Below are 23,491 nucleotides of genomic sequence, written 5' to 3'. Positions count from 1 at the left end.
ATGAGGCAGCAGGTCACCGCTCACCACCTTCGTCGTCTAGCATGTCTGTATGTGCGGCAAAGTACACTCCAACACGTCTTTGAGAATACTGAAAGTACTGCTCGCCAGTATGCGCTCCGTGAACGTGCACTGGCACTCGGTTGGAGCGAGGAGCGGATCATGGTGATCGATCAAGATCTGGGTTATTCAGGTGCCTCAACCGTTGATCGCCTGGGGTTCCAGCGCCTGGTAGCTGAAGTCGGCCTCGGACAAGTCGGGCTGGTCTTGGGGCTGGAGGTCTCTCGGCTCGCGCGCAACTCCAGCGATTGGCATCATCTGTTAGAAATTTGCGCGCTTACCCAGACCTTGATCTTGGATGAAGAGGGTCTCTACGATCCCTCTACCTTCAATGATCGGCTTTTGCTCGGACTCAAGGGGACGATGAGTGAAGCAGAACTCTTTGTGCTGCGCGCCCGCCTACAAGGCGGCATTCTCAACAAAGCGAGGCGAGGTGCGCTCAAACTAACCTTACCCATTGGGTTTACCTACACCGAAACGGACGCTGTGGTGCTTGATCCCGACCTGCAAGTGCAGGCGAGCATTCGCGAGGTCTTTCGCAGTTTTGCGCACACCGGCTCCGCTTTTACGACGGTCCGTCACTTTCGCCAACAGCATTTGCTTTTCCCGCGCCGTCTGCGTCGTGGGGCGCATCGCGGAGAACTCGTCTGGGCAGAGATTGAGCACCATGATGTGTTGCGGCTCTTACATCATCCAGCCTATGCAGGAGCCTATGTCTACGGACGTACCCGCACCACCAAGACTGCCGATGGCAAGCTCCATATCCAGGATGTTCCCCGTGCCGACTGGATCGTCCTTGTGCATGACGCTCATGTGGGGTACATTAGGTGGGAAGACTTTGAGAGAAACGAGGCGCAACTTGCTTTGAACAGTCAAGCCTATTCACCCCAACGCTTCTCCCCACCACGGGAGGGGCCAGCACTCTTGCAGGGCCTTCTCCTCTGTGGGGGCTGCGGTGAGCGGATGACAGTGCGCTATCATCAGCGAGGAGGTCAGCGCATCATACCAGACTATCTCTGCCAGAGCCAAAGCATTGCTCAGGGCCGTGCCCCCTGCCAACGCATTCCTGGGCGAGATCTGGACAGGGCGATTGGGGCAGTGCTCCTGGAGCGCGTGACTCCTGAGGCGCTGGCCTTGACCCTGGCAGTGCAAGAGGAAGTCATCCAGCGCGCGGATGAAGCACGTCGCCTGCGACATTTGCAAGTGGAGCGTGCGCAATATGAAGCGGAGCTCGCCCAACGCCGCTATCTCAAAGTCGATCCTGACAACCGCCTGGTCGCAAGTGTCTTAGAAGCGGAATGGAACGCAAAACTGCGTGCGCTAGAGGAAGCACGGGCTATTGAAGAGCGCTACAACCAGAGTGATCAGCAGCGAGTGAGCGAGGAAGAACGTGCGGACATCGAGGAGGTACCCGAACGGTTTCACCAGTTCTGGAATGATCCCAAGACCACGGCGCGCCAACGCAAACGTGTAGTTCGCCTGCTGATTGAAGATGTCACTGTTCACAAAGCCGAGCAGATTGTCGCGCACATTCGCTTCAAAGGGGGAGCGACCCAGACCATCATGGTACCCCTGCCTCCTCCCTTTGCGCAATCCCGCTTGACACCACCAGAGACGCTGGCTGCCATGGATCGCCTGTTGGAGGAGTACACGGATGCAGAAGTCGCAGAGCAGCTCAATCAGCAAGGCTATCGCACATTCGATGGCCTCCTCTTTCAGAGGACGCATGTCTATCAGCTTCGTCGGCATCATGGTCTTTCTGATCGATACGCACGCTTGCAAGCACAGGGCTTGCTCACCGCAGAGGAACTAGCGCACTCCTACGGCGTCACAGCTCAAACAATCTGGCGCTGGTATCGCCAGGGGCGCATTGCTGGCGCACGATACAATGATCGGGGATCGTGCCTCTTTCTTCCCAAGGCTCGTCAACCACTCCTGACTGACGACTCAAAATGATACTGATCCAAGAGACGAGGTGCATTATGCAACGTGATCGTTACTGTAAGGGAGCGTAAGAGCGGCCTGAACAGGAGCTAGATCTCGTTCAATTCCTTTGCCAAATTGGATGAGTTCAGCAATTATCGCTCTTGCGTACTTGCTCTAGCCAGACTTCTAGATGCGTTCCTGTGCGTTCTCTTACCATCTTCACAAACGCCTGAACCAATTGATAGGCTGTTTCAAGGGCAGGGTGAACCTGTCGAATGAAGGCAACTTGAGATTGCCCCGATTTGAAAGAGTCCCTAAAGCTGAGATATACTCGAAGCAGATCAGAAAGGGGCTTATCAATGGGAAAGATTCAAAAGGTCTCTACAAAAGAATTCAAAGAGGAAGCCGTGCGACTGGTGCAAACATCGGGCAAGCCAATTGCGCAGATCGCTCGCGAGCTGGGTGTCTCCGACAGCGCGATTCATGGCTGGCGCAAGGAATTAGCAGAACACGGGGGAGAAGCATTTCCAGGCAAAGGGCATCAAAGCTCGCTTGAAGAAGAAAATCGTCGCTTGAAACGCGAAGTCGAGAGACTTCAGCAGGAGCGTGACATACTAAAAAAAGCAGTGAGCATCTTCTCGCGGGAATCCAAATGAAATATCAGTTTATTGAACAGCACAAGCATGAATTCCCCGTTCTTGTCATGTGCAATGTGCTTGATGTCTCGGAAAGCGGCTTTTCTGCCTGGCGCAAACGTTCAGCCTGCCTGCGCGAACGAGAAGATGCTCATTTAACGCAGAAGATACGGCAGGTGTTTGTAACGCATCAAGGATGATATGGGAGCCCACGCATTTTGAGAGAGCTGCGTGACGAAGGGATCACCTGCTCACGCAAACGGATCGCCAGACTCATGCGGCAGGAGAACCTTTCTGCCAGGCGCAAACGACGTCGGGTAGTGACCACAAAAAGAGATATGACTCATCCAGTCGCTCCTCACCTTTTACATCGGGAATTTCGTGCTGAAGCGCCGAACAGAAAATGGGCAACGGATATCACGTACATACCAACTCGACAAGGATGGCTCTCTCTCGCAGTAATTTTGGATCTGTATTCACGAATGGTTGTAGGATGGTCAATGTCGAGCAATTGTGATGAGAAATTAATAGAACAGGCACTCAAGCAAGCTCTAGCCCGCCGTCGTCCCAAAGCCGGGTTGCTGCATCACAGTGATAGAGGAAGTCAATACACTTCAAGAGCGTATCAGGCGTGTTTAGAACGAGCTGGAATACAGTCAAGTATGTCACGTAAAGGAAATTGTTGGGACAATGCCGCGATGGAGAGTTTCTTTGGAACATGAAAAGATGAGTGTGTAGGGGAATGCATATATTCATCACATGATGAAGCGCGATTAGCACTCTTTACCTACATGGAAGTATATTACAATCGTGTTCGTCGGCATTCTACACTTGGATACGTGAGTCCACTGAATTATGAACAGATGGAGATTCAACGAACGTAACGTCACGTTTGACGTAATACAACTTTTCTACTATAATAGAAATGCTAACGTCACGTTACGTTAAAACGTTTTTTACCCTCCTCATCTCAAACCTCTAGAGACTCTACGAAAACGGGGCAAGGTCATCTAAACGATCAGCATGAGAATGGAGTGTTGAAGGAAAAATATGAACGAACATCACGATCAACCTGTTTCGCTACAAGCGTGCTGGCTACAACTCCTCCACATACAGGAAGAACTTCTCACAACACAGACCGAAGCCATTCAGCAAGCGGCGCAGGTCTGTGCCGAATGCATTGAATATGGAGGTGTCATTCACACCTTTGGATCAGGGCACTCACGCGCCTTCGCTGCCGAACTGGTCCATCGTGCCGGTGGTCTCGCGCCGATTAATCGCATCGATTTTGAAGATCTCGCACTTTATGGTGACTGGTCATTGAAACGTGTTCGTAGCCTGGAATGTGAGCGTGACCTGGCGGCGGGAACTGCATTACTCTCCTACCACCGGATCGAACCGCACGATGTCTTTTTGATTGCCTCGCAATCGGGGTTAATACTGCTGTTGTTGAATATGCTCTTCAGATAAAACAGCGCCAGCACCAGCTCATTGTCCTCACATCGCTGAAGCATACAAGGGAGACCCCTTCACGCCATCCTGGCGGTCAGAAGCTCTATGAACTTGCTGACATTGTGATCGATAATCGAACAAGCTGTGGCGATACGCTGCTGGCGTTGTCTTCATCTGAGCAGATCTGTTCGGCTTCGTCGTTGATAGGTGTCCTGGTTGCTCAGCTTTTGAATAGCGAAATAGTCAACGCATTGCAATCGCGTGGCAAAGATGTTCCGGCCTTTGTTTCAGACAATATTGAAGGGGGGATCGAGCGTAACCTTTCACTCCAACGGCGCTATGAAAAGCGTGTACGCTACAAAGGCTAACAGCTGCTCCTGTTTTATGATACTGTCAACTTATTCGCTGGGATAAAATATATTGATGAGCTATAACAAGATGAGGTATTGAAGGATGAGGAGAGGTGGGGATGTCTCTGTAGTTATGCGGCCAGTTTCACCCCAGTTACCTCGTTCCATTGCTGGAATCGGTCTTGTAAAAGGGTACGATATTCTCCAGCACGCAAACGGTGGCGTCGCGGCTGGAAATGCCCAGCAATAGGGCCGAAGGCGGAGAGAAAGCGTTGGGCCTGTTTGGCTGATTTGAACCGCCGCATCTTCTTTTCACGCAGTCGTGTGGCCTGATTCGAATTCTCTGCTCGATTGTTGAGGTACTTGTGCTGGCGATGCTCCACGCCAGGCAGGAGCTCGCGTTTCGCCGCTCCATAACTTCTCAGTTTATCAGTGATGATCACGCGCGGAACATATTGTAATCCTTTGAGAAGTTTGCGGAAAAATCGTTTCGCGGCCTTCTTGTTGCGGCGGCTTTGCACGAGGATGTCGAGCACATTGCCGTTCTGGTCCACTGCTCGCCATAAGTAATGTCTCTCGCCATGGATCGTAAGGAAGACCTCGTCCATATGCCATTTGTCACCACAACGCGGACGACGACGACGGAGTTCATTGGCGTACGTTTGCCCGAACGCGCAAACACCATTGGCGCACGGTTTCATAGCTCACAACCACTCCTCGTTGTGCCAGCAACTCTTCGACATCGCGAAAACTGAGCGAGAAGCGAAAATACAACCAAACGGTGTGGCTTACAATTTCAGGCGGGAAGCGGAAACCTTTGTAGTTAGGAGGAGTGGCGTGTGTTTTCATGAGGCTATTCTAACATATTGTTCAGCTGTGTTGCCAAGTTGACAATACCTACTGAATAGTTACTATTTTCGCTAGGATCTTAGTCCATCCTCACACTGATACCGGAGGCAGCTCGGACCATGTGTTTGCCCTTACTGCCTTGCTCGGTTTCAAGTTTGCGCCACGCATCAGTTCCTCTCTGGACAAAAACCTCTACAGCTATCAATCGCTTGGGGATTATGGACCCCTTAACGCGCTTCTGGCAGGCCCTGTTCGGTCAAAATATATCCTGGAGAACTGGGAAGAAATGCAGAGACTTGCTTCTTCTATTCGTCATGGATCAGTTTCGGCTTCGCTCCTCATGCGCAGACTCTCAGCCTACAGTCGCCAAAATCGCTTGGACACAGCCCTTTCAGAGATGGGAAAGCTTGAACGCACCTCGTTTTTACTCGATTACTTCCAAGACGAATCGCTCCGTCGCCGCATTCTCATCGGGCTGAACAAAGGGGAAGCACTTCATGCATTAGCCCGTCAGCTCTTCTCTGGCAAACATGGGGAACTGTGGGATCGAGCATTTGAAGATCAGATGCATCGTGCTAGCTGTCTACACCTGATTATGGCCGCGATTGCGGCCTGGAATGCGGTCTACTTGTCCCAAGCGGTCGAAGAACTGAAAAAGCGGGGCGAAGTAGTACCTGAAGAGTATCTCCCCCATATCACACCGCTGGGATGGGAACATATCAATCTGATCGGGCAATACAGTTTTAGCCATCAAACTGCCTGTTCCCTCGACAATCTCCGACCGTTGCGGCTTCCAGAGCAGGAAGGGCAAGAGACACGGGAGGTCTCCACGGAAGATCGCGGCGTTTCTTCTCCTTCCTAAGAGAGATCCTTCTCGATCTGCTACGATACTCAGCGGTTTTCTTGTGATCATTGAACTGCTGAGTGTCAAAACCGTTCGTTTGCTGAGAGTATACACGTGTTTCTCATATCGGTGTCCTGGCAACAGAAGAACATCTCTTCTGTTGCCAGGACACCGATATGAAGCACATTTGGAGGATTGGCTTTCCTGACCTGGGCAGGCTTGCTCCCATGCTGCTTGACTGTCCTGAGTAGACGCGTCCCATCCACTCCTCTTCCTGTTGTCGCAGAAAACTTTCCCAGGCAAGGCTGAAGACCTGGGCAGAGGGCTTGCCATCGTCGGCGGCAGGGTCCAGATTCCCTCCTGGTTCAAGAAATTGAGAAATCCCTTCTGCCCGGCTGTCTGGCAAGCCCTCTGAGGAGACACAGTCTCCTCAGAGGGCTTCCTTCGACTCCTCCGGTCTCTATAGCATGGAAGTAGAAACAAGAAGAACCTGGGAGACTGTATGGAGAGGCAGGGCTTGCCTCCGTCTTAGCCCGTTGTACTCATCATACCTCGCTATAATTCCCTCTTCAAAAAGTAGGCACTGACTGCCCCAGCCACTTCTCGTGGACTCCCTTCATTGATACCGAAGTGATCGAGTGCTGGAAATTTCCTCACTTCAGCTCGTGAGAAGACCGCTGTAAGCCGATGCATATTCCTCTCTGCCAGTGTAGCCTGGTCTTTGCCGCCATACATGAGCAGAACGCACGCAGTAATTTCCCGATAATTTTCGTAGCTGTTATTCAGGCGAGCCACTTCCTTATGTTCGCGCAGGTTTTCCTGGAGAAGACTCAGCTTCCGCTTCAACTCATGAGAGCCCATGAATAACGGCAACAGCCGCTTCAGAAGCCAGGCTGGTGCCTTCCCCGAAGATTGAGGATTGAGGGCTCTGATAAATCCAACAAAAGCATCCAGTTTCTTCCCCTCCGCCAGTTTTTTCTCGTAGCCGGGTATCCAGCCCGCTGGGATAGAGCCGTCAATAGAGACGCCAGGCTCGTAGACAGCTACCTTGGTGAGGGCGCTGTTGTTGCGGGCAACTTCCAAGGCGACGAGCCCACCAAAACTGTGACCGACAATTAGGGACGCACCAGTCTCACGCTGCAGAGCCAGTACATCCTCGCTCTCTTTCGTAATGCTGTAATCGTTGCCCTGCGGCCCGCTCAGGCCGCGTCCGCGCCGCTCGATGGTATATACAGTGAAATGCTCAGCCAGTGCGCGAACAAAGGCAGTATAGTCACTGGCGAACGAAAGGGCTCCGGGCACCACAATCACTGCTGGCCCACTGCCAACACTCAGATAACTAATCCTAGTCCCGTCCTGGGAAAGCACAATATGGGTAGTTTCTGCAGCAGTGTTTATATGGTTCTTGATCATAATAATCGCTCCTTCTTTTATTGAGGGAGGGCTAGGATCTCTGCAAAAATCTATTGCAGGCTTATAGGCCTGCTTTACAAGCCAATCGAGGCAATAACAACAGAAGCAAAACTGGTATGAGAAATGGGTGAAAGGCACGGTAGCACTGATTTTATGCTACGCCTTGACTGATTTGATGAGCTCTGTTTGGGAATATGTGTACGCTATGAGCTCTTTTTGCAGAGATCCTGGCACTCCCTCTCTAGGTGTGCATCAATGTTTTCCTTTTCTTTTGTGTGTGATCTCACAGAGCAAAGAGAGGATGTTTTCATTGTTGGTCTTGGTGTTGCGCGAAAGCATGTGTGGTTTGCCATGATTATTGTCCTCGATTGATAGCATATGGTTCACAATCTGTCAGTACAAAACGCTCTTGCCATTAGCTCTTGTTGGACCGGTTGCAACCTTTTCGCAGTTTTAAACCATATCCTGTCCGGTTTGAACCAATTCATTGTCCTCATAGTCCGTGTAGAAACGGGCCAAGAGACAAACTTCTGCACGAATGGACCAACGGACACGATCTCTGTCAAAAGTTGCGCCACAGTAGCAGATATGTGTCAAAAGCCGGACAATACTGCTTTCAGACGCGGCTCCCAAACGGCTTGTAAAGCCAAGCGCTGGACAGGATATGTGTCACTAGCGAGGAAAATCGATTGTCAAATCACAGCATGTGATGCGCAATACCATCATTGCTTTTCCTTGACTGGTGGAAGCTTGTCTCTCTCAAGGGAGATGAGAACGAGTCCAAGGCTGTGAATTTGAGGAGAACGCGATAGAGCGCTGCTTGATCAACCAGTGATCCGTACAGCAGTGTTCTGCCAGATGCTTCGGGGAGCAGTTGGAGATCCTCAAACCACTCTTGCCAGGATGGGTCCGGGTGCTCTTTGATCCAGATGCGACATAGTATACTCAGTGTCTTCCTCCTTTCGTTGAGGCTGTTTGGAGTATACTGTGGCAGTGGATGAGTTGACATCATCCAGGTGGATGGTTGTGAGTGGATGAGGAAAAAGAGCGGTCGTTAGAGCAATGACAAGCGCCGCGCTATCTCACTGGCCTCGACGCGACGGTGGACGTTGAGTTTGTGATAGAGGCTTTGCACATGTGTTCTCACGGTATTGACCGAGATGGTCAATTCACGGGCAATCTCTGGATTGGAGTGCCCGGCGACGAGCAGACGCAAGACCCGCCGCTCTTGCTCACTCAGCGCTTCTAGGAGCCACGGCTTCCCCTCTACATCTGGTGTCTTCTTCGTATGCTGCCTTCCAGCTTCTTGCGCAAATGCATGCAGCAGGGCTCGCACATAGGAGTTCAGCGATGCCTCGCGTAGTTCTGGTAGCAGCGTTTTGAGCAGGGTTTCCATCGTCGGGCCTTCATCCAAAAAGACGCGTTGGTAGTTCTCCGGGTGGGCCAGTCGCAACGCCTCTCGCAGAGAGAATGGAACCTGGCGGTGCTCCTGGCAGGCAACGTGGGCCAGGGCCTCCAGAATCTGGATTTCCAGAACGCTGCGCTTGCGCCCCTGAGCCTGGGCCTTCTCTTTCCAGGGGACCAATGCTTTCAAGGCGGTTTCCCCTCTCTGTTGCGCGATATGCAAACGCACGAGGAGCAGCGCTTCTTCCTGCTGAAGCATGAGTGGAAGCGCATCCTCCTGTTCAGGTGCCTGGGACTGATCAGCCTGTTGCTTTTCCTGCGCCCATTGTTCGACCGCAGAGAGATCTCCATCGGCCAGGTGCAGTCGTGCTCGGCAAGTGCGTATCACTCGCAAAGGCCAGGGGAAGCGCGTCTGCCTCTCCCAGCGCGAGAGCACATCTTGAGCCTTTTCCGTCTGCCCGCAGGCATGCAGTAGACGAGCCTGGATGAGCATGCCTGATGTCAGCACATGGACCCCTTCCGCAGGCGTTTCTCGCAAAGCCTGTGCCTCAGAGAGAGCACGCTGCGCATCAGCTAACTCATTGCGCTCATACGCAAGCTGAGCAAGACAATGATAGGCCCATGAGACGAAGAACGGCTCTGCGCTTCCGGTGGAGAGCCGTAGTTGCTCTCGCATCAACTCCTGATCCTCATGTATGTGGGCAAGGGCTTGCTGGTAGTAATGGGAAGCCCTGCGCAACTCGCCTTTTTCCAGGCAGACCTCTCCCAAACAGAGGGACGCCCCCAATGATCCGGCATGATCGTTGAGATTTTTTTCTCTCAGGTATCCTTCGAGAAAGTACTGCCAGGCCCTGTTTACCTCGCCTGCCAGCAGCTCCGCAACTCCCCTCAACAAAAGCGCATCAGGATACATAAAACTGTCGTCTGGAAGCCTCGGTTGAACCTGCTGGCCTAACGCAAACATGCGGGGCAAATCTTCTTGAAAGTACGCAAGGTCGGCATGGAGTTGGAGCGCTTCCCCAAGGTGTTCCCATTGCGCTGTTGCCTCAAAGCCCTGCTTCGCCCACTGAAGAAGCCGCTCGACCTGTTCCCAGGTAGCAGGTGAACGTCGGTCGGTCGTAAACGTTAATGCGAGGCTAGACTGAAAACACAGCTCTGGCCGCGTTCGCATGATCTCCTCAGGCAATTGTCTCAGCCAACGAGACAGGGTATGGTACGCGTTGCGAAAGCTCTGCGGGGTGACAAAGCGCTCAACAAGCCTTGCAACACGACCATAATCTTCCCCAGCCAGCGCGGCTTCAATCGCTTCCGGGAGCAGATGGTGTTGCTCATACCATTGACTGGCTTGACGACTCAGTACATGCATGGTAGCCACCCCCAGGCGACGCCGGGCTTCGTGCTGTAATGCTTGCGCCCACAACGCGTGATAGCGATACCACGGTTGGTCTCCCGGTAGAGCTTGCAGAAAGAGATTGGCACGCATCACCTGTTCCAGCACGAACTCACTATCATTTCTCCCCGTGACCGCGTCACAAAGTGAGGCACTCAAGCGGCTCAGCCCGCTGGTTTGCAGCAAGAAGTCTTGCAGTGCTTGGGGCAGATCCACCAGAATCTCGTCCCGCATATAATCCAACAAGAAGCGGTCGCTCCCGCTCAAGGTGGACACATAGGCGGAGGGGTCCGCCTGTTTTTGGAGCACGAGGGCCGCGAGTTGGAGACCGGCGATCCAGCCCTCAATGCGCGTTTGCAGCAAGGCAATATTCGCTTTTGAGAGGACGAGTCCCATGCTCTGAGTGAGAAAACGTTGCGTCTCTTCCAGGGTAAAGCGCAGATCGCTATCACGAATTTCGCTCACCTGGCCGCGTACACGAAGACGGGCGAGGGGAAGGTCTGGATCAACGCGACTGGCGAGCAAGAGATGCACACGAGGAGGCAGATGCTCCAGGAAGAAGGTAAGGGAGGCGTGGATGGTGGGCATGTTGATCACATGATAATCATCCAGGATCAGCAGGATGGGTGAGGTCTGCGCACTCCTGTCAGTCAACTCGTTGAGGAGCGTCGTGATACCAAGAGAAAGAGACTCCTGTTGCAGCAGGGTGAGCGCACCCTCCCCGATCTCTGGCCACCATCTGCGCAGGGCTGCGGTCAGCGAGATCCAAAAGCGTGTTGGGTCGTTATCCAGTGCTTCGAGAGAGAGCCAGGCGACAGGCTCTTGCTGTCGTTGTACCCAGGCTGTGAGCAGAGTCGTCTTGCCCCAGCCCGCAGATGCCGAGAGCAAGGTCAATGGACGAGACAAAGCGGCATCCAGAGCCGAGAGGAGGTGCTGCCGGACAACGAGCGAGGTGGGCAGATGTGGAGGGGAGAGCCTAGTCATCACCATCATGTCGGGATTCTTGAACTCAGCAGCAGAGAAGACCATGCTGGAAGGGCCTGCGAAGCCTGCCTGCGTTGTGTGCCTGGAAACGGGGGGAGGAGCCAGGTGCAGAGAACTCACCGCCTGCTCCCGCTTGTCACGTTTTACGCTCTGTGCAATCTCCTCTAAACGGGCGAGGGAGACGCGTGCACCAGGTCCGAGATAGCACTTCCTGGTCTGACCGGAGCTGGTGTGGTACGCATACCAGTAGCCCTGCCCGCGAGGCCGGTCCTCTTTGAACACATTGAGACGCCCCTGTTGCTCTTGAAAGGAAAAAGAGGAATGGGTCATCAACCAGGCCTGCCAGGCTCCTTCGTCTCCTGAGAGGATCGATTGTGGAGGATGGTCAAGGGTCTGCAGAAGATAGCACTGGTGTTCGGCAGACCAGGTGAGAACATGCGCGGCTGGCTTTGGCATCGGTTTCTTTCTTCTTCCCAACAGACGTTTCCCCAACATCCCAACATCCCAACGCGGGTGAGTATAGCAGAAGCGAGGTACGTTGGCAAGCCTGTGTATGTGCTCAAGATTGACCTGTCAGCAACGTTCAATGACGTATGCAACGAATGGCTCAAAAACGACCGGCAGCCTGTTGAAAAAATCTTTGTCGAGCTTGACATGAGAGGATGGGTGAAGTGCAATGTAACAGGAGGAGTAACGACCGTGATGGGTTTCAAAGAGCGAACGTTTGCCCCTTTGACGGCTGTATCTTTAGAGGAACTGGTCCCGCAGGACCATTTTTATCGACATCTGGAACGCAAACTTGATCTCTCGTTTGTGCGAACGTTTGTCGAGGAGGCCTATGCCAGCAAAGGCCGGCCTTCTATTGATCCGATAGTGTTCTTCAAGCTCCAGTTGGTTATGTTTTTTGAAGATATACGCTCTGAGCGCTTGCTCATGCGTTTAGTTACTGACCGGCTCAGCGTTCGCTGGTATCTTGGCTACGACCTGGATGATCCTTTGACTGACCATTCAAGCCTGAGCCGTATTCGAACGCGTTACGGTCTCGCTATTTTTCGTCGCTTTTTTGATGCCATTCTTGAACAATGTCAACAGGAACATTTGATTTGGGGGAGAGAGCTCTACATCGATGCGACTAGAGTAGATGCCAATGCCTCTCTTGACTCATTGGCCACTCGTTTTGCGGTCGAGGCACGGGAAGCTTTCCAAAAGCACTTGCAGGAGCTCTTTCAGGAGGGGAACGAGCAGCAAACAACAGAGCCTGATCCCTCTCCCACCGAAACCAACTATCAGCCCATTGTCTTCTCAACATCCCTTGCAAAAGAAGAGCAAGAGATACGCTTGGCGCAGCAAGCCTCCCATCATGATTGGTACGCCAAAGGGGGAGAGCAACAACGTGAGGTGCGAGGGCTGAAACCTGGCCAAATCATGCTTGACTCTGATGTGCAATACCTCCTGGAATAAAATCAGATGAACTGGAACGCATGAACCTTGCGTTTGCTTTCAAAAGGTTTTACTCTAAAAAGAGGAGAATACACGTGTTTGTCGATGCCTCGCGTATGCGGAGGGGGAACTCATGCCCAGGCAACGATATGAGCGCCGAGAACCGACACACGAATGGTCGGACATTCGTCCGTTGCTTAAAGAGGTTGTGTTGCAAGAATGAGGGTGCGATGGTACACTCTTCTTTATTTGAGGCGTAGCCGAGGAGTACCCTTGATGAGTCATCAGCATTCGTTCAAGTGGCGTCACTTTCAGCCCGACATGATTCTCCTCTGTGTGCGCTGATACCTGCGGTACGCGTTCAGTTATCGTGACCTGGAAGAGATAATGCTCGAACGGGGTCTGCGTATTGATCACACGACGATCTATCGCTGGGTGCAGCGGTATGCGCCGGAACTGGAAAAACGCTGCCGACCGTATCTCAAAGCATGCAACGACTCCTGGCGCGTTGATGAGACCTATCTTAAGATCAAAAAAGCCTGGGTCTATCTCTACCGAGCCGTCGATTCCGAAGGGAAGACACTGGAGTTTCTCTTGAGCCCGACGCGCGATGCCGAGGCAGCGAAACGCTTCTTCCTGAAAGCACTCGCCTCGACTGCTCGTTTCGTTCCTCTGGCATGTCCGGTCGCTGAGCAGGTGACTCAGCCCATAGCTCTGACTGACGTCATAACCATCACGTCAGCCCCTCGTGTGATCAATGTCGACAAGAACGCGGCCTATCCCAAAGCCATTGGTGAGCTCAAATCCGCTGGAGCGCTGCCTCAGCACGTGGAGTTGAGACAGGTGAAATATCTCAATAATCTCATCGAACAAGATCATCGCTTCATCAAGCGGTTGACGAAGCCGGGGATGGGCTTCTTTTCCTTCGAGACAGCTTGGCGAACCGTACAAGGCTTCGAGGTGATAAACATGATTCGGAAAGGGCAACTACAAGGCGTGAACAAAGGAGATGTGCGAGGCCAGAATGCCTTTATTGCCAGGTTCTTTGGAGTGGTCGCTTAAACGACACCAGGAAGGAACTTCATTCTTCTTTTGATTTCTTCATAATTCTTGCAACACAACCCATGACCAAGATCTGGTCGGCAGAGAGAATCGTCGAGAGGCGATGCGCAATCGCCAGCGTCGTGCGTCCTCTCCTGAGTTCAGCGAGAGCCATTTGTATGAGGCGCTCGGTATGGGTATCGAGCGCGCTGGTCGCCTCGTCGAGAATCAAGATGCGCGGATTTTTGAGGAAGACACGAGCGATGGCGACGCGCTGCTTCTCTCCACCTGAGAGCGTGTTGCCACGTGGGCCCACCACGGTCTCGTAGCCGTGAGGCAGTTGCAGAATGCGTTCGTGGATCTGTGCAGCCTGTGCTGCGGTCATCACCTCTTCATCAGTAGCACCGGGATATCCGTAGGCGATATTCTCGCGAATCGTCGCGTTGAACAAGTAGGTTTCCTGTGTGACGATCCCGATCTGCTGGAGGAGGCTCTCCTGCGTCACGGAGCGCACATCCTGGCCATCGATCTCTACCATGTCTTGCTCCACATCGTAGAACCTAGGGAGCAGATAGGCTGTGGTGGTCTTGCCTGCGCCGCTTGGACCAACCAGGGCGACGAGTTGCCCTGGTTGAACCGTGAAATCGACATCTATCAGTGTTGGTCGCTCCGGTTGATAACGGAAATGTACATGATGGAAGCGAATATGTCCGGTGACCTGACCAAGTGCCTTGGCATGGGAACGATCGGCAATCTCGATGGGAAGATCAAGGTAGGCGAAAAGGCGTTCGAAGAGGGCGAGTGCTGCTTGGATGTCGAGAGGGACGCCGAGCAACTGACGTAGGGTGGGAAAGAATTGGCTTTGGAGTGTGAGAAAGGCGACCAGTGAACCAAGGCTGATCCGGCCTCCAATGACCTGAAGTCCTCCGGAATAATACACCAGAGCTGGGCTTGACTTTGTACATTTCCAATTTAATAACAGACTGCCCACGATAATCGCTCAAGGGTGGAGCGGGGCACTAAAACCACGCCTGGATCGGTGGGTGATGTGGGAAAAGTTCCCTGGCCCCACAGACGGCGCCTGATGAGAGCGAGCACATCACAGAACGTGGCAGTGTGCTTGCGGTACCAAGCGGCTTGAGCGACAGGAAGCAGTCCATCAGGATGCAAAGCCCTCCCAAAGAGTGTCACGAGGCTGAAGAGGCCAAAGAGGAGAGGCGTCGAGCGCTCAATGGCGCGATCCGACCATTGGCGTTGTGTTTCGATGCCCAGATGGGCGCGTCCCTCCTCAAATGTCACTTCCAGACTCCAGCGTGCGCATAAAATCCTTGATGATCTCTATTGCTGGCTGGGCAGGGTCAGTGGAAAAGATGGCTTTTGGAAGATGCTTGCCTGAGGGATCGCGCGTGAGAACCCATCGAATCGGTAACGGCTGATATCCATAGCGGTACCACAGAGCCGTGCCGGTGCAGATCTGCAGGATTCGTTTTCCTTGGCCATACCAGTCCAGGGTGAGGGGTTGCCAGACGGTTTGCGAGTCCTGTAAGATCATTTCCAGAGCAGGAAGACGTTGGCCCACCACCCGCGGGCGACCAATGGTCTGCTGAGTGCGCTCTGGAGGTGGTTCGTGGAGCACTGCATCCAACTGGCCAGTTGTGAGTAGGGCCACCTGCTGATGCTGGGCATGCAGACCCAATTCCAGCACACTGTACGCAGTGTCGCCCATCAGCTTGATAGGCTGATCGGGAAGCCATCGGCGGACCAGACTGATCATCTGATGCGCCCACATGCTGATGGTTTTGTGTCGCTTTCCCAGCCGTGTGCTCACTTCGGGAGTCGTCGCGAGCACACACAGGAAAGGTAAAGCCCATCTCTGTTTGGTCCAAGGAAGGCCCACGACCACTGCCATCACAATCCAGCGCAATCCGGGGCTGCTCACCGAGCGTTCTTTACTGGAGAGCGCGCTGTCGCGGTAATGCCCTCGCTTGCTGATTTTGCTGCCCCACCGCCGTTCCAGCGTTTCGTCGATGACCAGATCCACACAGGCTCCGGCTGGTACAAAGGTTTCGACGATCAGCAGGAAGAGTTGGCGGCTCCGCTTTATATCGCCCTTGGTCCTACATGGGCTTTTGGGTTAAACGCTCTCTCGTTTCTTGTCTCATTTCTGGTCATTATGGCAATCAAGCTCCCAATAATAAAGGAGGATACGGCAAAGGAGAAGCAGGGATTTTGGTCTGAGTTTATGGAGGGCCTGCGCTTCTTTGTGGGGAGTCCTATTCTTATTACGTTACTTATTAGTGGCATGATTTTTATGTTCGGTGGGATGGCATATAACTCCTTTGAGTACCTCTACGGAGTAGAGAATTTGCATATACCCGAAGTCTGGCTAGGGTTATATGTTGGGAGTTTTGGTATAGGTGTGGTGTTGGGGCTTCCATTCATTGGGTACCTAGCAAAGCGCTTCACCGAAGTCAGGTGCTCTGGATTGGTTTGATCTGTAGTGGCGTTGTGATGATGATTCTCTCACGGAGCACTACCATGATTCCAGGCATGATTTGTGGCTTCTTATTTGGTGTTTTTAGCTCCTGCATATTCGTTTCTGTACGACCATTGACTGTCCTGGTGACGCCTCGCAAATTGATTGGGCGTGTCATGGCTTTTGAGATACCAATGATTACCGTCGCGTCCCTGACAGGAGGTTTGCTTGCTAGTACACTCGCCTCGACGCTTCTGGCTAATTTAGATGTTACAGTCTCAGGCATGCATTTTGGTCGCCTCGATACTATCTTTCTTCTGATAGGGATCATGAGTATTAGCGCAGGAATCTTCGCGCGGTTGACCCTTTTCCGAGCTGTGAAGAAGTATCGAGCTGAGCAGGCAAATGCTGGCTAGATTTGCAGATCTTAAATGCATACAGGAGGTATGCAATGGCTGAGTGGTCGCTTGTGTAATGTGACCGACCAAGAACAAAGAGCGTTCGCAGGAGCCTGGATTGAGGGACGAGCGAACGCTCTCTAATTAAGAAACAGGTGAAATACCTAGAGTCTATTGAAAAGCATCCCGCCTTCAGCATAGATCTCAGAACCAACCACGAAGGAGGAATCCGAGGACGCGAGGAACAGAGCAACCTTGGCGATCTCCTCAGATGTTCCTAATCGTTTGACAGGCGAACGTTGCCCAATATGTTGTTTGAACGCGGCATATTGTTCTGGTGAGAAACTTCCCAGGATTGAGGTTTCGGTTGGGCCAATCGTGATGGTATTGACGCGAATACCACGCTCAATTAACTCAGAGGAGAGAGAGCGAGAGAGCGAGTGGATCGCGGCTTTGCTTGCCGAATAAATTGAACTGCCGGGAATTGCCATGTGGGCATTGATCGAGCCACTGAGAATGATGGATGCTCCATCATTCAAAAGGGGCAAGGCTTTCTGAATGGTGAAGAATGCCCCTTTAAAATTGGTGTTGATGACCGCGTCAAAGTCTTCTTCCGTGATTTTTCCAAGCATACCTTGAATGACAATACCTGCATTGACAAAGAGAATATCTAAATTGCCAAAGGTGGCTTTTGTTTGCGCCATCAGCTCATCAATATCACTGAGTTTTGAAACATTCGAGGGAACAGTCAGCACACCTTCACCCAATTCTTTCTCGACAACCTCTAATGTTTCACGGTTGCGTCCTGAGATCACGACTTTTGCACCCTGGGCATGAAACTCCTTGGCAGTAGCGAGGCCGATACCGCTATTGCCTCCAGTTACCAAAGCCACTTTTCCTTGAAGTTTAGACATAGATGTATCCTTTCGATAAAGAGGTCGAGAGACAGGCTTATCTGTCCTTTTCGAACAGAAGACCACCAGACTAGAGAGCATGAAGGAGAACTCGCCTGTATCGGCTACTTTATGGTATAGTATTAGCGGACGATAATCCGTTTCTTAGCACATTATACGGACGATAATCCGTTTTGTCAAGAGGGCATAGGAGGCTTTACATGGAGCGACCAGGGAAGGCTGTTGAGCTGAAACAGAGGCGTGAAGAGCGTCGTGATGCAGTAGCTAATAAGCAGCAGTTGCTGCAAACAGCGCAGGAGCTTTTTGCAGAGCGTGATATTGAGTCGGTCACGATGACGGAAATTGCAAAAGCGGCTGGCGTTGGGCAAGGAACTCTATATCGACATTTTGCCCATAAAGGGGAACTTTTAGAAGCATTACTTACCCCACATTTTGAGCAATTTCAGAAAGAGGCGAAGGGCAATTTTGGTTTTGAGCAGGGTGAGGCACAACCAATTCAGCTCATCTATCTGTTCCTCAAGAAGTTCGCGCGCTTCATTGAAGAGCATACAACGTATCTGTTGGCTTTATACAGGGCATATCAGGCGCAGGGGGATCGGAGTTTTTATCAGTGTGAAGGGTTTACCTGGAACAGGGAAAGAGTTGTATTCTATTTCCAAATTGCCGTGAAGATGGGGGCATGTCGTGCAGATCTGGATTGCGAGTACCTCGCGGAGTGCTTGTTGGCGGCGATTCAGGTGGACCTCTACCTCTATCAGCGGCATACGCTTGGTTGGAGTGAAGAGCGCATTGTGAATGGTCTTGCTCAACTTCTTGACGGTCTGGACGTACATTGAGGTATTAATTGCGAATGCGCTTGAGTTGGAACGCCTATGGTTTTTGGGAGAACAGTGAGTCAGAGTCTCTTTTTCGTAGGCTGCTCTCGAAGAAAGCACACACCTCTGCAAGATGCGGACCTGTCTGCCAGCCGAGAAGTGGTCGAAGCCTTCCTCACGGCCGCGCGTGGCGGGAACTTTGACGCGCTGCTCGCCGTGCTCGATCCAGAGGTGGTACTCCGACGCGATCCCATGTCCGTGCCTGCGGGCGGAGCAGGAGAGCTTCATGGTGCAGCGGTTGTGGCGAAGCAGTTTGTGGGACGAGCCCAGGCAACCCAGACGGTTGTGTTGCAAGAAATCGCAAAGAAAGAAACTGGATGTGGTTGTTCCTCACCATCTTTCTTACACGGCCGCTCCAAACAGCGTGGCAACCAGTGCGACCTGCCCTCCGACATCTCCTTTTGCCACCCCTTGTACTTGCCCTTTCCTCAGGATGTTCATTATCTCGTATCCTTGTAAGGTTCGCCAGGCCGTCGCGAAGGTGAAAAAGCCCATTCCTGGCTTCGTCAGCCGTTTGATGAATCGATGGTCTTGTTCAATCAGATTGTTGAGGTATTTCACCTGCCTCAATTCTACGTGTTCAGGCAGGACTCCAGCGGCTTTCAAGTCGGCAATGGCTTTGGGATAGGCCGCGTTTTTATCGACATTGATCACACGAGGAGTCAGTATCATGGAAGTGGGAACTGTCGGAGCCGTGGGCTGTGCTCCCTGTTCCTCGCTGGGACACGCTTGAGGTGCGGAAACCACAGTGGAGTGCAGCACTTTGCAGAAAAAGCGTGTAGCAGCCTCGGCATCGCGGGTTGGACTCAAGAGAAACTCCAGCGTGTTCCCTTCGGAGTCGACGGCGCGATACAGATACGTCCAGGCTTTTTTGATCTTGATGTCTGTTTCGTCTACTTTCCAGGAGTCACTGCAAGCTTTCAGGTACGGTCGACAACGTTTTTCCAGTTCGGGAGCGTAGCGCTGAACCCAGCGATACACGGTGGTGTGATCGACGCAGAGTCCACGCTCGGACATCATCTCTTCCAGATCGCGATAGCTAAGCGCGTATCGTAGGTACCAGCGTACGCACAGGAGAATAATCTCGGCTTGGAAATGACGCCATTTGAACGGATTCTGCTCGGCCATGGGGTCCTCATTTGCTTTTTTCGCTTCACTTTAGCAAATCAGCTTACTTCTTGCAACACAGCCTGCACAGTTCCTCCGTCACGGCGTGATCAATTTTCCCTCCTGATCGGTATTGATTTGTGGCGCTTTGATATGGTTAAAGATGCATCGGTAGCGTGGGGCGTGGAACAGCTTGGCCGTCAACACATCGTGTATGCCCACCAGGCTCAGCAATCGAAAGAGGCCCACGGCAAGCAGTGCCCCGATGGGAGAAGCAAGGACATACGCCCACTGGTCGCGCCAGAACCAGGAGACCAGAGCGGGGCCAAAGCTGCGAGCGGGATTGAGGCTGGAGCCAGAGATGGGCGCAGCCTGCCAGTAGAAGAATGCCACCAGAAGCCAGGTCATGAAAGGGGTCCAATGCATCAGGCGATGGCTGCTGAGAAAGAGAAAAATCGCCAGAACCAACAGGCAGGTGAGTCCCATCTCGATGAGAAACACGCTCCAGATAGGATATCCCATCCCTGGAGCGGTGATCCCATTGTGGACACGTGCCGCGCTCTCCTTCCAGATCAGCACGGCCACTCCCGCCCCGAGCACAGCCCCAAGCATTTGACTTGCGAGATAACAGGCAAGATCATGCTGATGCATCTTGCCTTGCAGCCAGAACGCGAGCGAGAGAGCCGGGTTGAGATGGGCGCCGCTCAGCTTGCCCAGAGGTGAGATAGCCACGAGCGGTCCGCTTCCCGCGAGCATCAATCCCGTCATCAGCCGGCGCACGCTGTGATTGGGAAGCACGGTAGCCAGCGGTGAACCTGAGCCGAACATGAGGGTGACCACGCTGAGTACGATGAAGGGATGTGTCAGAATTGAGAACACAGAAGATCACATCATGTCTGGCTCCATCCAACACTCCGTTTAGGCTACCAGGAACAGGGCTTTCAAGGTATCCAATCGATGGCAGAACAGACGGCGTTGATCAGCAAGAGAAATGTATTGCTTCATCGTGGTACGAAACCGGAAGAACTGGCGTACCTCGTCGAACGCCCTGCAGAAGCGTGATGCCGACGTGAAGCTTCCAAATCCGCGCATGGGATAATAGCGCTGCTTGATCCCACGATGGTCTTGTTCCAAGCGGTTGTTCAGGTACGGGTTACAGCGATGGAGAACCTCATAGCCGAGCATCACACGGATCGCTCGTGGATAGGAGTTATGCCCGTCGGTCGTTATGCGTTCTGGCACAGAACCAACTGTCTCAACCGCCTGCTTGAAAAACCGTTGAGCTGCATCCATATCCCGTTTCTCGCTCAGCATGGAATCAACGAGATTGCCATCCCGGTCGATGGCCCGATAGAGGTAACACCACTTCCCGTGGACTTTGACGTAGGTTTCATCGACGTACCAGGAGGCTTGCGCTTGTCCGCGTCTTCTGGCACGGAGTTGATCCGCCAACAACGGTGCAAAACGAGCTTCCCAGTCCCGAACCGCCTCATAGGTAAACACAAAACCGCGTTCGAGAAATATCTCAGCGAGGTCACGTAGACTCAGCTTATAGCGCAGGCGCCAGAGGACAACAAGAAGAACAATCTCTGTCGGGTATTCTAAGTAATTAAAAGGAGTGCCAGTTCGTTCATTAAAGATGCGTTGGCAGGTTGAACAGCGGAAGGTTCGGTAGCCGAGTACTGTTTTCTTCCTCTGTTCCCTGATCACTGTGGATAGACAAGATGGACAGTTCATGAGGCACTCCTACAAAAAATACTTGCGTGATCATCAGTTTACCACAAAAGGAGGGATCTCGGCTTGAGGTCTTGTTCTCAGTTCTGACGCATCCCTGGAGAGCGGTCAGACGTCGACGAACAGGTATTCCATCAGTGTGAGCACAATGCCATCGATCTGTGTTCACCTTGAATGAGAAGAAACAGTGTGTATGTGACAGGGAACAGAGTGACTTGGAGGGGCAAGAGAAAACAATATGTGATGGTCGTGTCTGGGTTTCTTGCATTCTGCGCTCACTGCCACTGCAACATCTCACCACAGCTCGCTGCAGTGCAACGTCATCCTTGACAGCACTTGACACCATCCCACCATCCCCTCACATTCCCTTACGAAAGGTGAGCTACATGAGAACCTCTTCTGCACCTACCCTTGCTTGTTCTCGCATCCTGGTTGGCGTATCAGCAGCGGCAATGGATGAGAAACCCCTGTCACAAAGGCAACGTGCTACTTCTGGAGCCGAGAGAGGGGGCTGATTAGAACGCCTGGGGATTTCCTTGCCTGCCAACCTGTAGCAAGCGTGTGAACACCTTTCCGCCGAGAGACAGAGGGCGAGTTTCATAGCTGCGGACAGGTTGTTGATTGGATGGTCCTGGACTGTCCCGGCAGCCGGAGCGTTGCTTCAGGAAGATCTCGATGTGCTTGTCATCCTGAACGAGCTTCGAGTCGGCCGCTTTCGCTTACGGAAGTGAGGAAAAAACACATGGTTCTCGCTATCGAACAAGCATACAAACTGATGCACTCCCATTTTCGTGACCGGGTGTGCCGAAACGAACCGCTGACGCAGCATTGCTCCTTTGAAGTCGGAGGACCAGCTGATCTGTGGGTTGCCCTGGAAACCCATGAGGAACTGGAGTCCTTGCTCCGTCTCTGTACTACCCATCAATGGCCGCTCTTGCTGGTCGGGGCGGGAAGAAACGTCATTTTTGCTGATGCAGGCGTGCGCGGCATCGTTGCCCGAATGGACCTCCAACAGTACGAAATCGAAGACCATCGTAATGGTACTGCCACACTGATTGCAGAGGCAGGAGTACGCTGGCCTCAAGTGCTGCATCAGGTGATTCCCGCAGGCTGGGCAGGCCTGGAATTTGGGATTGGCATCCCGGGAACCCTGGGCGCTGGCCTGATCAGTAACGCCGGCGCTCATAACCAAGAACTGGGACAGGCGCTCGAATGGATCGAAGTCTTAGATGCCCGGAATTGCAATACTCATCTCGGAGATCCGTTTCCCACCCTGGTCACCCGCCGCTATGACCGTGATGATTTAGATCTTGGCTACCGCCACAGTCGTTTCCGCATCAATCGCTACACCCATCTCGATGGACAAGGGAACCTGATCTTCCCGATCCGTCAGTTGATCGAGCCCGCAGAAATTGTTGTGAAACTGGGACTCCGTTTGCATCGTGAAGATCCTCAACAACTGGCTGCGCGTTGTAACGGGTACATCGAGGAGCGCCGGGCCGATGAGCCGCCCCTGCCAAGAACCGGACCCATCTTCAAAGATCCTCCTGGGTATCTGGCAAAGGATCTCATCGCACAGGCTCATCTTCAGGGGAAAACCTTCGGCAAAGCACAGATCGCTGTACAGAATCCTAATTACATTGTCAATACCGGTGATGCGACGGCGAGAGAGATATTCTCCCTCATCGTAGAGGCTCATCAAGGGGTTCTGAAGCACGCTGGCATAGAACTGGCATTGAATGTTGACATCCTCGGAGCCTGGCCTGGTCGTCCTTAAAAGGATTCGAGGGGATTTCAGCTAGTTTGGACTCCCCAACGGCGTGAAATCATTACTGAGGAGGGCTTGTGCGAAGAGACAAAGACGGCAGTGAACGCTATCATGGATGCCTGAGAAGGGGCCACGAGTGCCGTTGTTATTGATGCCATGACAAGTGGAGCAGCATCGGGTGCTGTCTGTGCATCAGCTTCCGCCACGGGTACTGTCTATGCCATTGAAGAGTGGATGTTTTGCTCTTGGGGATACGCTCTCATCATTGGTAGAGCAAGCGGTACCAGGCCTGGTAACGCGGCTGGAACGGGACATGCGTGCCTTTCTCCTCGCAGGAGCGGGTAATGATGTGTAGCCGTTTGTGATACGTGGCATCAGGAGAGATTTCCTGACGGTGACACCAAATAGTATCGCACGCTTATGCTGCAGGTTAT

18 protein-coding genes and 3 pseudogenes are annotated in these 23,491 nt (G+C 52.7%); 11 read left to right on the top strand and 10 right to left on the bottom strand.

Going from position 1 to position 23,491, the window contains the following annotated elements; translation table 11 throughout:
* The 4 genes and pseudogenes from KTE_RS38775 to KTE_RS38745 all read left to right on the top strand — a co-directional run bounded on the left by KTE_RS38775 (position 1) and on the right by KTE_RS38745 (position 4,438).
* Positions 1-2,013 (top strand): recombinase family protein, encoded by a 2,013-nt coding sequence (locus KTE_RS38775; protein WP_201391430.1) that lies wholly within the window; start codon positions 1-3, stop codon positions 2,011-2,013.
* A gap of 329 nt (positions 2,014-2,342) precedes the next feature.
* A pseudogene (locus KTE_RS50200) lies at positions 2,343-3,502 on the top strand (IS3 family transposase).
* Positions 3,503-3,668: 166 nt separating this feature from the next.
* Positions 3,669-4,088 (top strand): SIS domain-containing protein, encoded by a 420-nt coding sequence (locus KTE_RS38750; RefSeq protein ID WP_201391422.1) that lies wholly within the window; start codon positions 3,669-3,671, stop codon positions 4,086-4,088.
* 104 nt (positions 4,089-4,192) lie between these two features.
* Complete coding sequence (locus KTE_RS38745; protein ID WP_201391420.1) at positions 4,193-4,438, top strand: hypothetical protein; 246 nt, start codon at positions 4,193-4,195, stop codon at positions 4,436-4,438.
* A 113-nt stretch (positions 4,439-4,551) separates the two neighbouring features.
* On the opposite strand, the pseudogene KTE_RS38740 reads toward KTE_RS38745, so the two are convergent.
* A pseudogene (locus KTE_RS38740) lies at positions 4,552-5,269 on the bottom strand (IS6 family transposase).
* Between the two features lie 55 nt (positions 5,270-5,324).
* On the opposite strand from KTE_RS38740, the gene KTE_RS38735 reads away from it, so the two are divergent.
* Positions 5,325-6,131 carry a Tn3 family transposase gene (locus KTE_RS38735; protein ID WP_307812089.1) on the top strand — a complete coding sequence of 269 codons (807 nt, stop codon included), beginning with the start codon at positions 5,325-5,327 and terminating at the stop codon, positions 6,129-6,131.
* 537 nt (positions 6,132-6,668) lie between these two features.
* Here the strand turns inward: KTE_RS38735 and KTE_RS38730 are convergent.
* Positions 6,669-7,526, bottom strand: a complete 858-nt coding sequence (locus KTE_RS38730) for an alpha/beta fold hydrolase (RefSeq protein ID WP_236600916.1) — start codon at positions 7,524-7,526, stop codon at positions 6,669-6,671.
* A gap of 1,054 nt (positions 7,527-8,580) precedes the next feature.
* Positions 8,581-11,760 (bottom strand): LuxR C-terminal-related transcriptional regulator, encoded by a 3,180-nt coding sequence (locus KTE_RS38725; RefSeq protein WP_201391416.1) that lies wholly within the window; start codon positions 11,758-11,760, stop codon positions 8,581-8,583.
* Here KTE_RS38725 and KTE_RS38720 point away from each other — a divergent pair.
* The gene (locus KTE_RS38720; RefSeq protein WP_201391414.1) at positions 11,740-12,765 is read left to right on the top strand and encodes a transposase; all 1,026 of its coding nucleotides are present in this window, start codon (positions 11,740-11,742) and stop codon (positions 12,763-12,765) included. The two genes, KTE_RS38725 and KTE_RS38720, sit on opposite strands and share 21 nt — an antisense overlap.
* A gap of 255 nt (positions 12,766-13,020) precedes the next feature.
* Positions 13,021-13,806 (top strand): annotated as a pseudogene (locus KTE_RS38715) (IS6 family transposase).
* Positions 13,807-13,825: 19 nt separating this feature from the next.
* Here the strand turns inward: KTE_RS38715 and KTE_RS38710 are convergent.
* The 3 genes from KTE_RS38710 to KTE_RS38700 are packed head-to-tail and all read right to left on the bottom strand — an operon-like array spanning position 13,826 to position 15,826.
* A complete protein-coding gene (locus KTE_RS38710) occupies positions 13,826-14,725 on the bottom strand; it encodes an ABC transporter ATP-binding protein (protein ID WP_236600915.1) in 900 nt (299 codons plus the stop codon).
* A 32-nt stretch (positions 14,726-14,757) separates the two neighbouring features.
* Positions 14,758-15,084: a hypothetical protein gene (locus KTE_RS38705; RefSeq protein WP_201391412.1), complete on the bottom strand. Its 327-nt coding sequence runs from the start codon at positions 15,082-15,084 to the stop codon at positions 14,758-14,760.
* Positions 15,074-15,826, bottom strand: a complete 753-nt coding sequence (locus tag KTE_RS38700) for a transposase (RefSeq protein ID WP_236600914.1) — start codon at positions 15,824-15,826, stop codon at positions 15,074-15,076. Before KTE_RS38700 ends, KTE_RS38705 begins: the two co-directional genes overlap by 11 nt.
* Before the next feature lie 45 nt (positions 15,827-15,871).
* Between KTE_RS38700 and KTE_RS38695 the strand changes: the two genes are divergently transcribed.
* Entirely contained in the window at positions 15,872-16,279 is a 408-nt protein-coding gene (locus KTE_RS38695) for an MFS transporter (protein WP_201391410.1), read from the top strand.
* Between the two features lie 44 nt (positions 16,280-16,323).
* The gene (locus KTE_RS38690; protein WP_201391408.1) at positions 16,324-16,677 is read left to right on the top strand and encodes a hypothetical protein; all 354 of its coding nucleotides are present in this window, start codon (positions 16,324-16,326) and stop codon (positions 16,675-16,677) included.
* Positions 16,678-16,823: 146 nt separating this feature from the next.
* Here KTE_RS38690 and KTE_RS38685 read toward each other — a convergent pair whose 3' ends face one another.
* Positions 16,824-17,654, bottom strand: coding sequence for an SDR family oxidoreductase (locus KTE_RS38685; RefSeq protein ID WP_236600913.1), 831 nt, complete (start codon positions 17,652-17,654; stop codon positions 16,824-16,826).
* 119 nt (positions 17,655-17,773) lie between these two features.
* On the opposite strand from KTE_RS38685, the gene KTE_RS38680 reads away from it, so the two are divergent.
* Complete coding sequence (locus KTE_RS38680) at positions 17,774-18,409, top strand: TetR/AcrR family transcriptional regulator (protein WP_201391406.1); 636 nt, start codon at positions 17,774-17,776, stop codon at positions 18,407-18,409.
* A gap of 381 nt (positions 18,410-18,790) precedes the next feature.
* On the opposite strand, the gene KTE_RS38675 is transcribed toward KTE_RS38680, so the two are convergent.
* The 3 genes from KTE_RS38675 to KTE_RS38665 form a co-directional block, all read right to left on the bottom strand.
* Positions 18,791-19,576, bottom strand: coding sequence for an IS6 family transposase (locus KTE_RS38675; protein WP_201391404.1), 786 nt, complete (start codon positions 19,574-19,576; stop codon positions 18,791-18,793).
* 78 nt (positions 19,577-19,654) lie between these two features.
* Positions 19,655-20,434, bottom strand: coding sequence for an MIP/aquaporin family protein (locus KTE_RS38670; RefSeq protein WP_236600912.1), 780 nt, complete (start codon positions 20,432-20,434; stop codon positions 19,655-19,657).
* Between the two features lie 39 nt (positions 20,435-20,473).
* Entirely contained in the window at positions 20,474-21,292 is an 819-nt protein-coding gene (locus KTE_RS38665; RefSeq protein WP_201391403.1) for an IS6 family transposase, read from the bottom strand.
* Positions 21,293-22,031: 739 nt separating this feature from the next.
* Between KTE_RS38665 and KTE_RS38660 the strand changes: the two genes are divergently transcribed.
* A complete protein-coding gene (locus tag KTE_RS38660; protein WP_201391401.1) occupies positions 22,032-23,066 on the top strand; it encodes a UDP-N-acetylmuramate dehydrogenase in 1,035 nt (344 codons plus the stop codon).
* Positions 23,067-23,491: the final 425 nt, after the last annotated feature.

The organism is Ktedonobacter sp. SOSP1-85 (genome assembly GCF_016587415.1).
Classification (GTDB): domain Bacteria; phylum Chloroflexota; class Ktedonobacteria; order Ktedonobacterales; family Ktedonobacteraceae; genus Ktedonobacter.
This window is presented reverse-complemented; position numbering and strand designations above follow the sequence as displayed.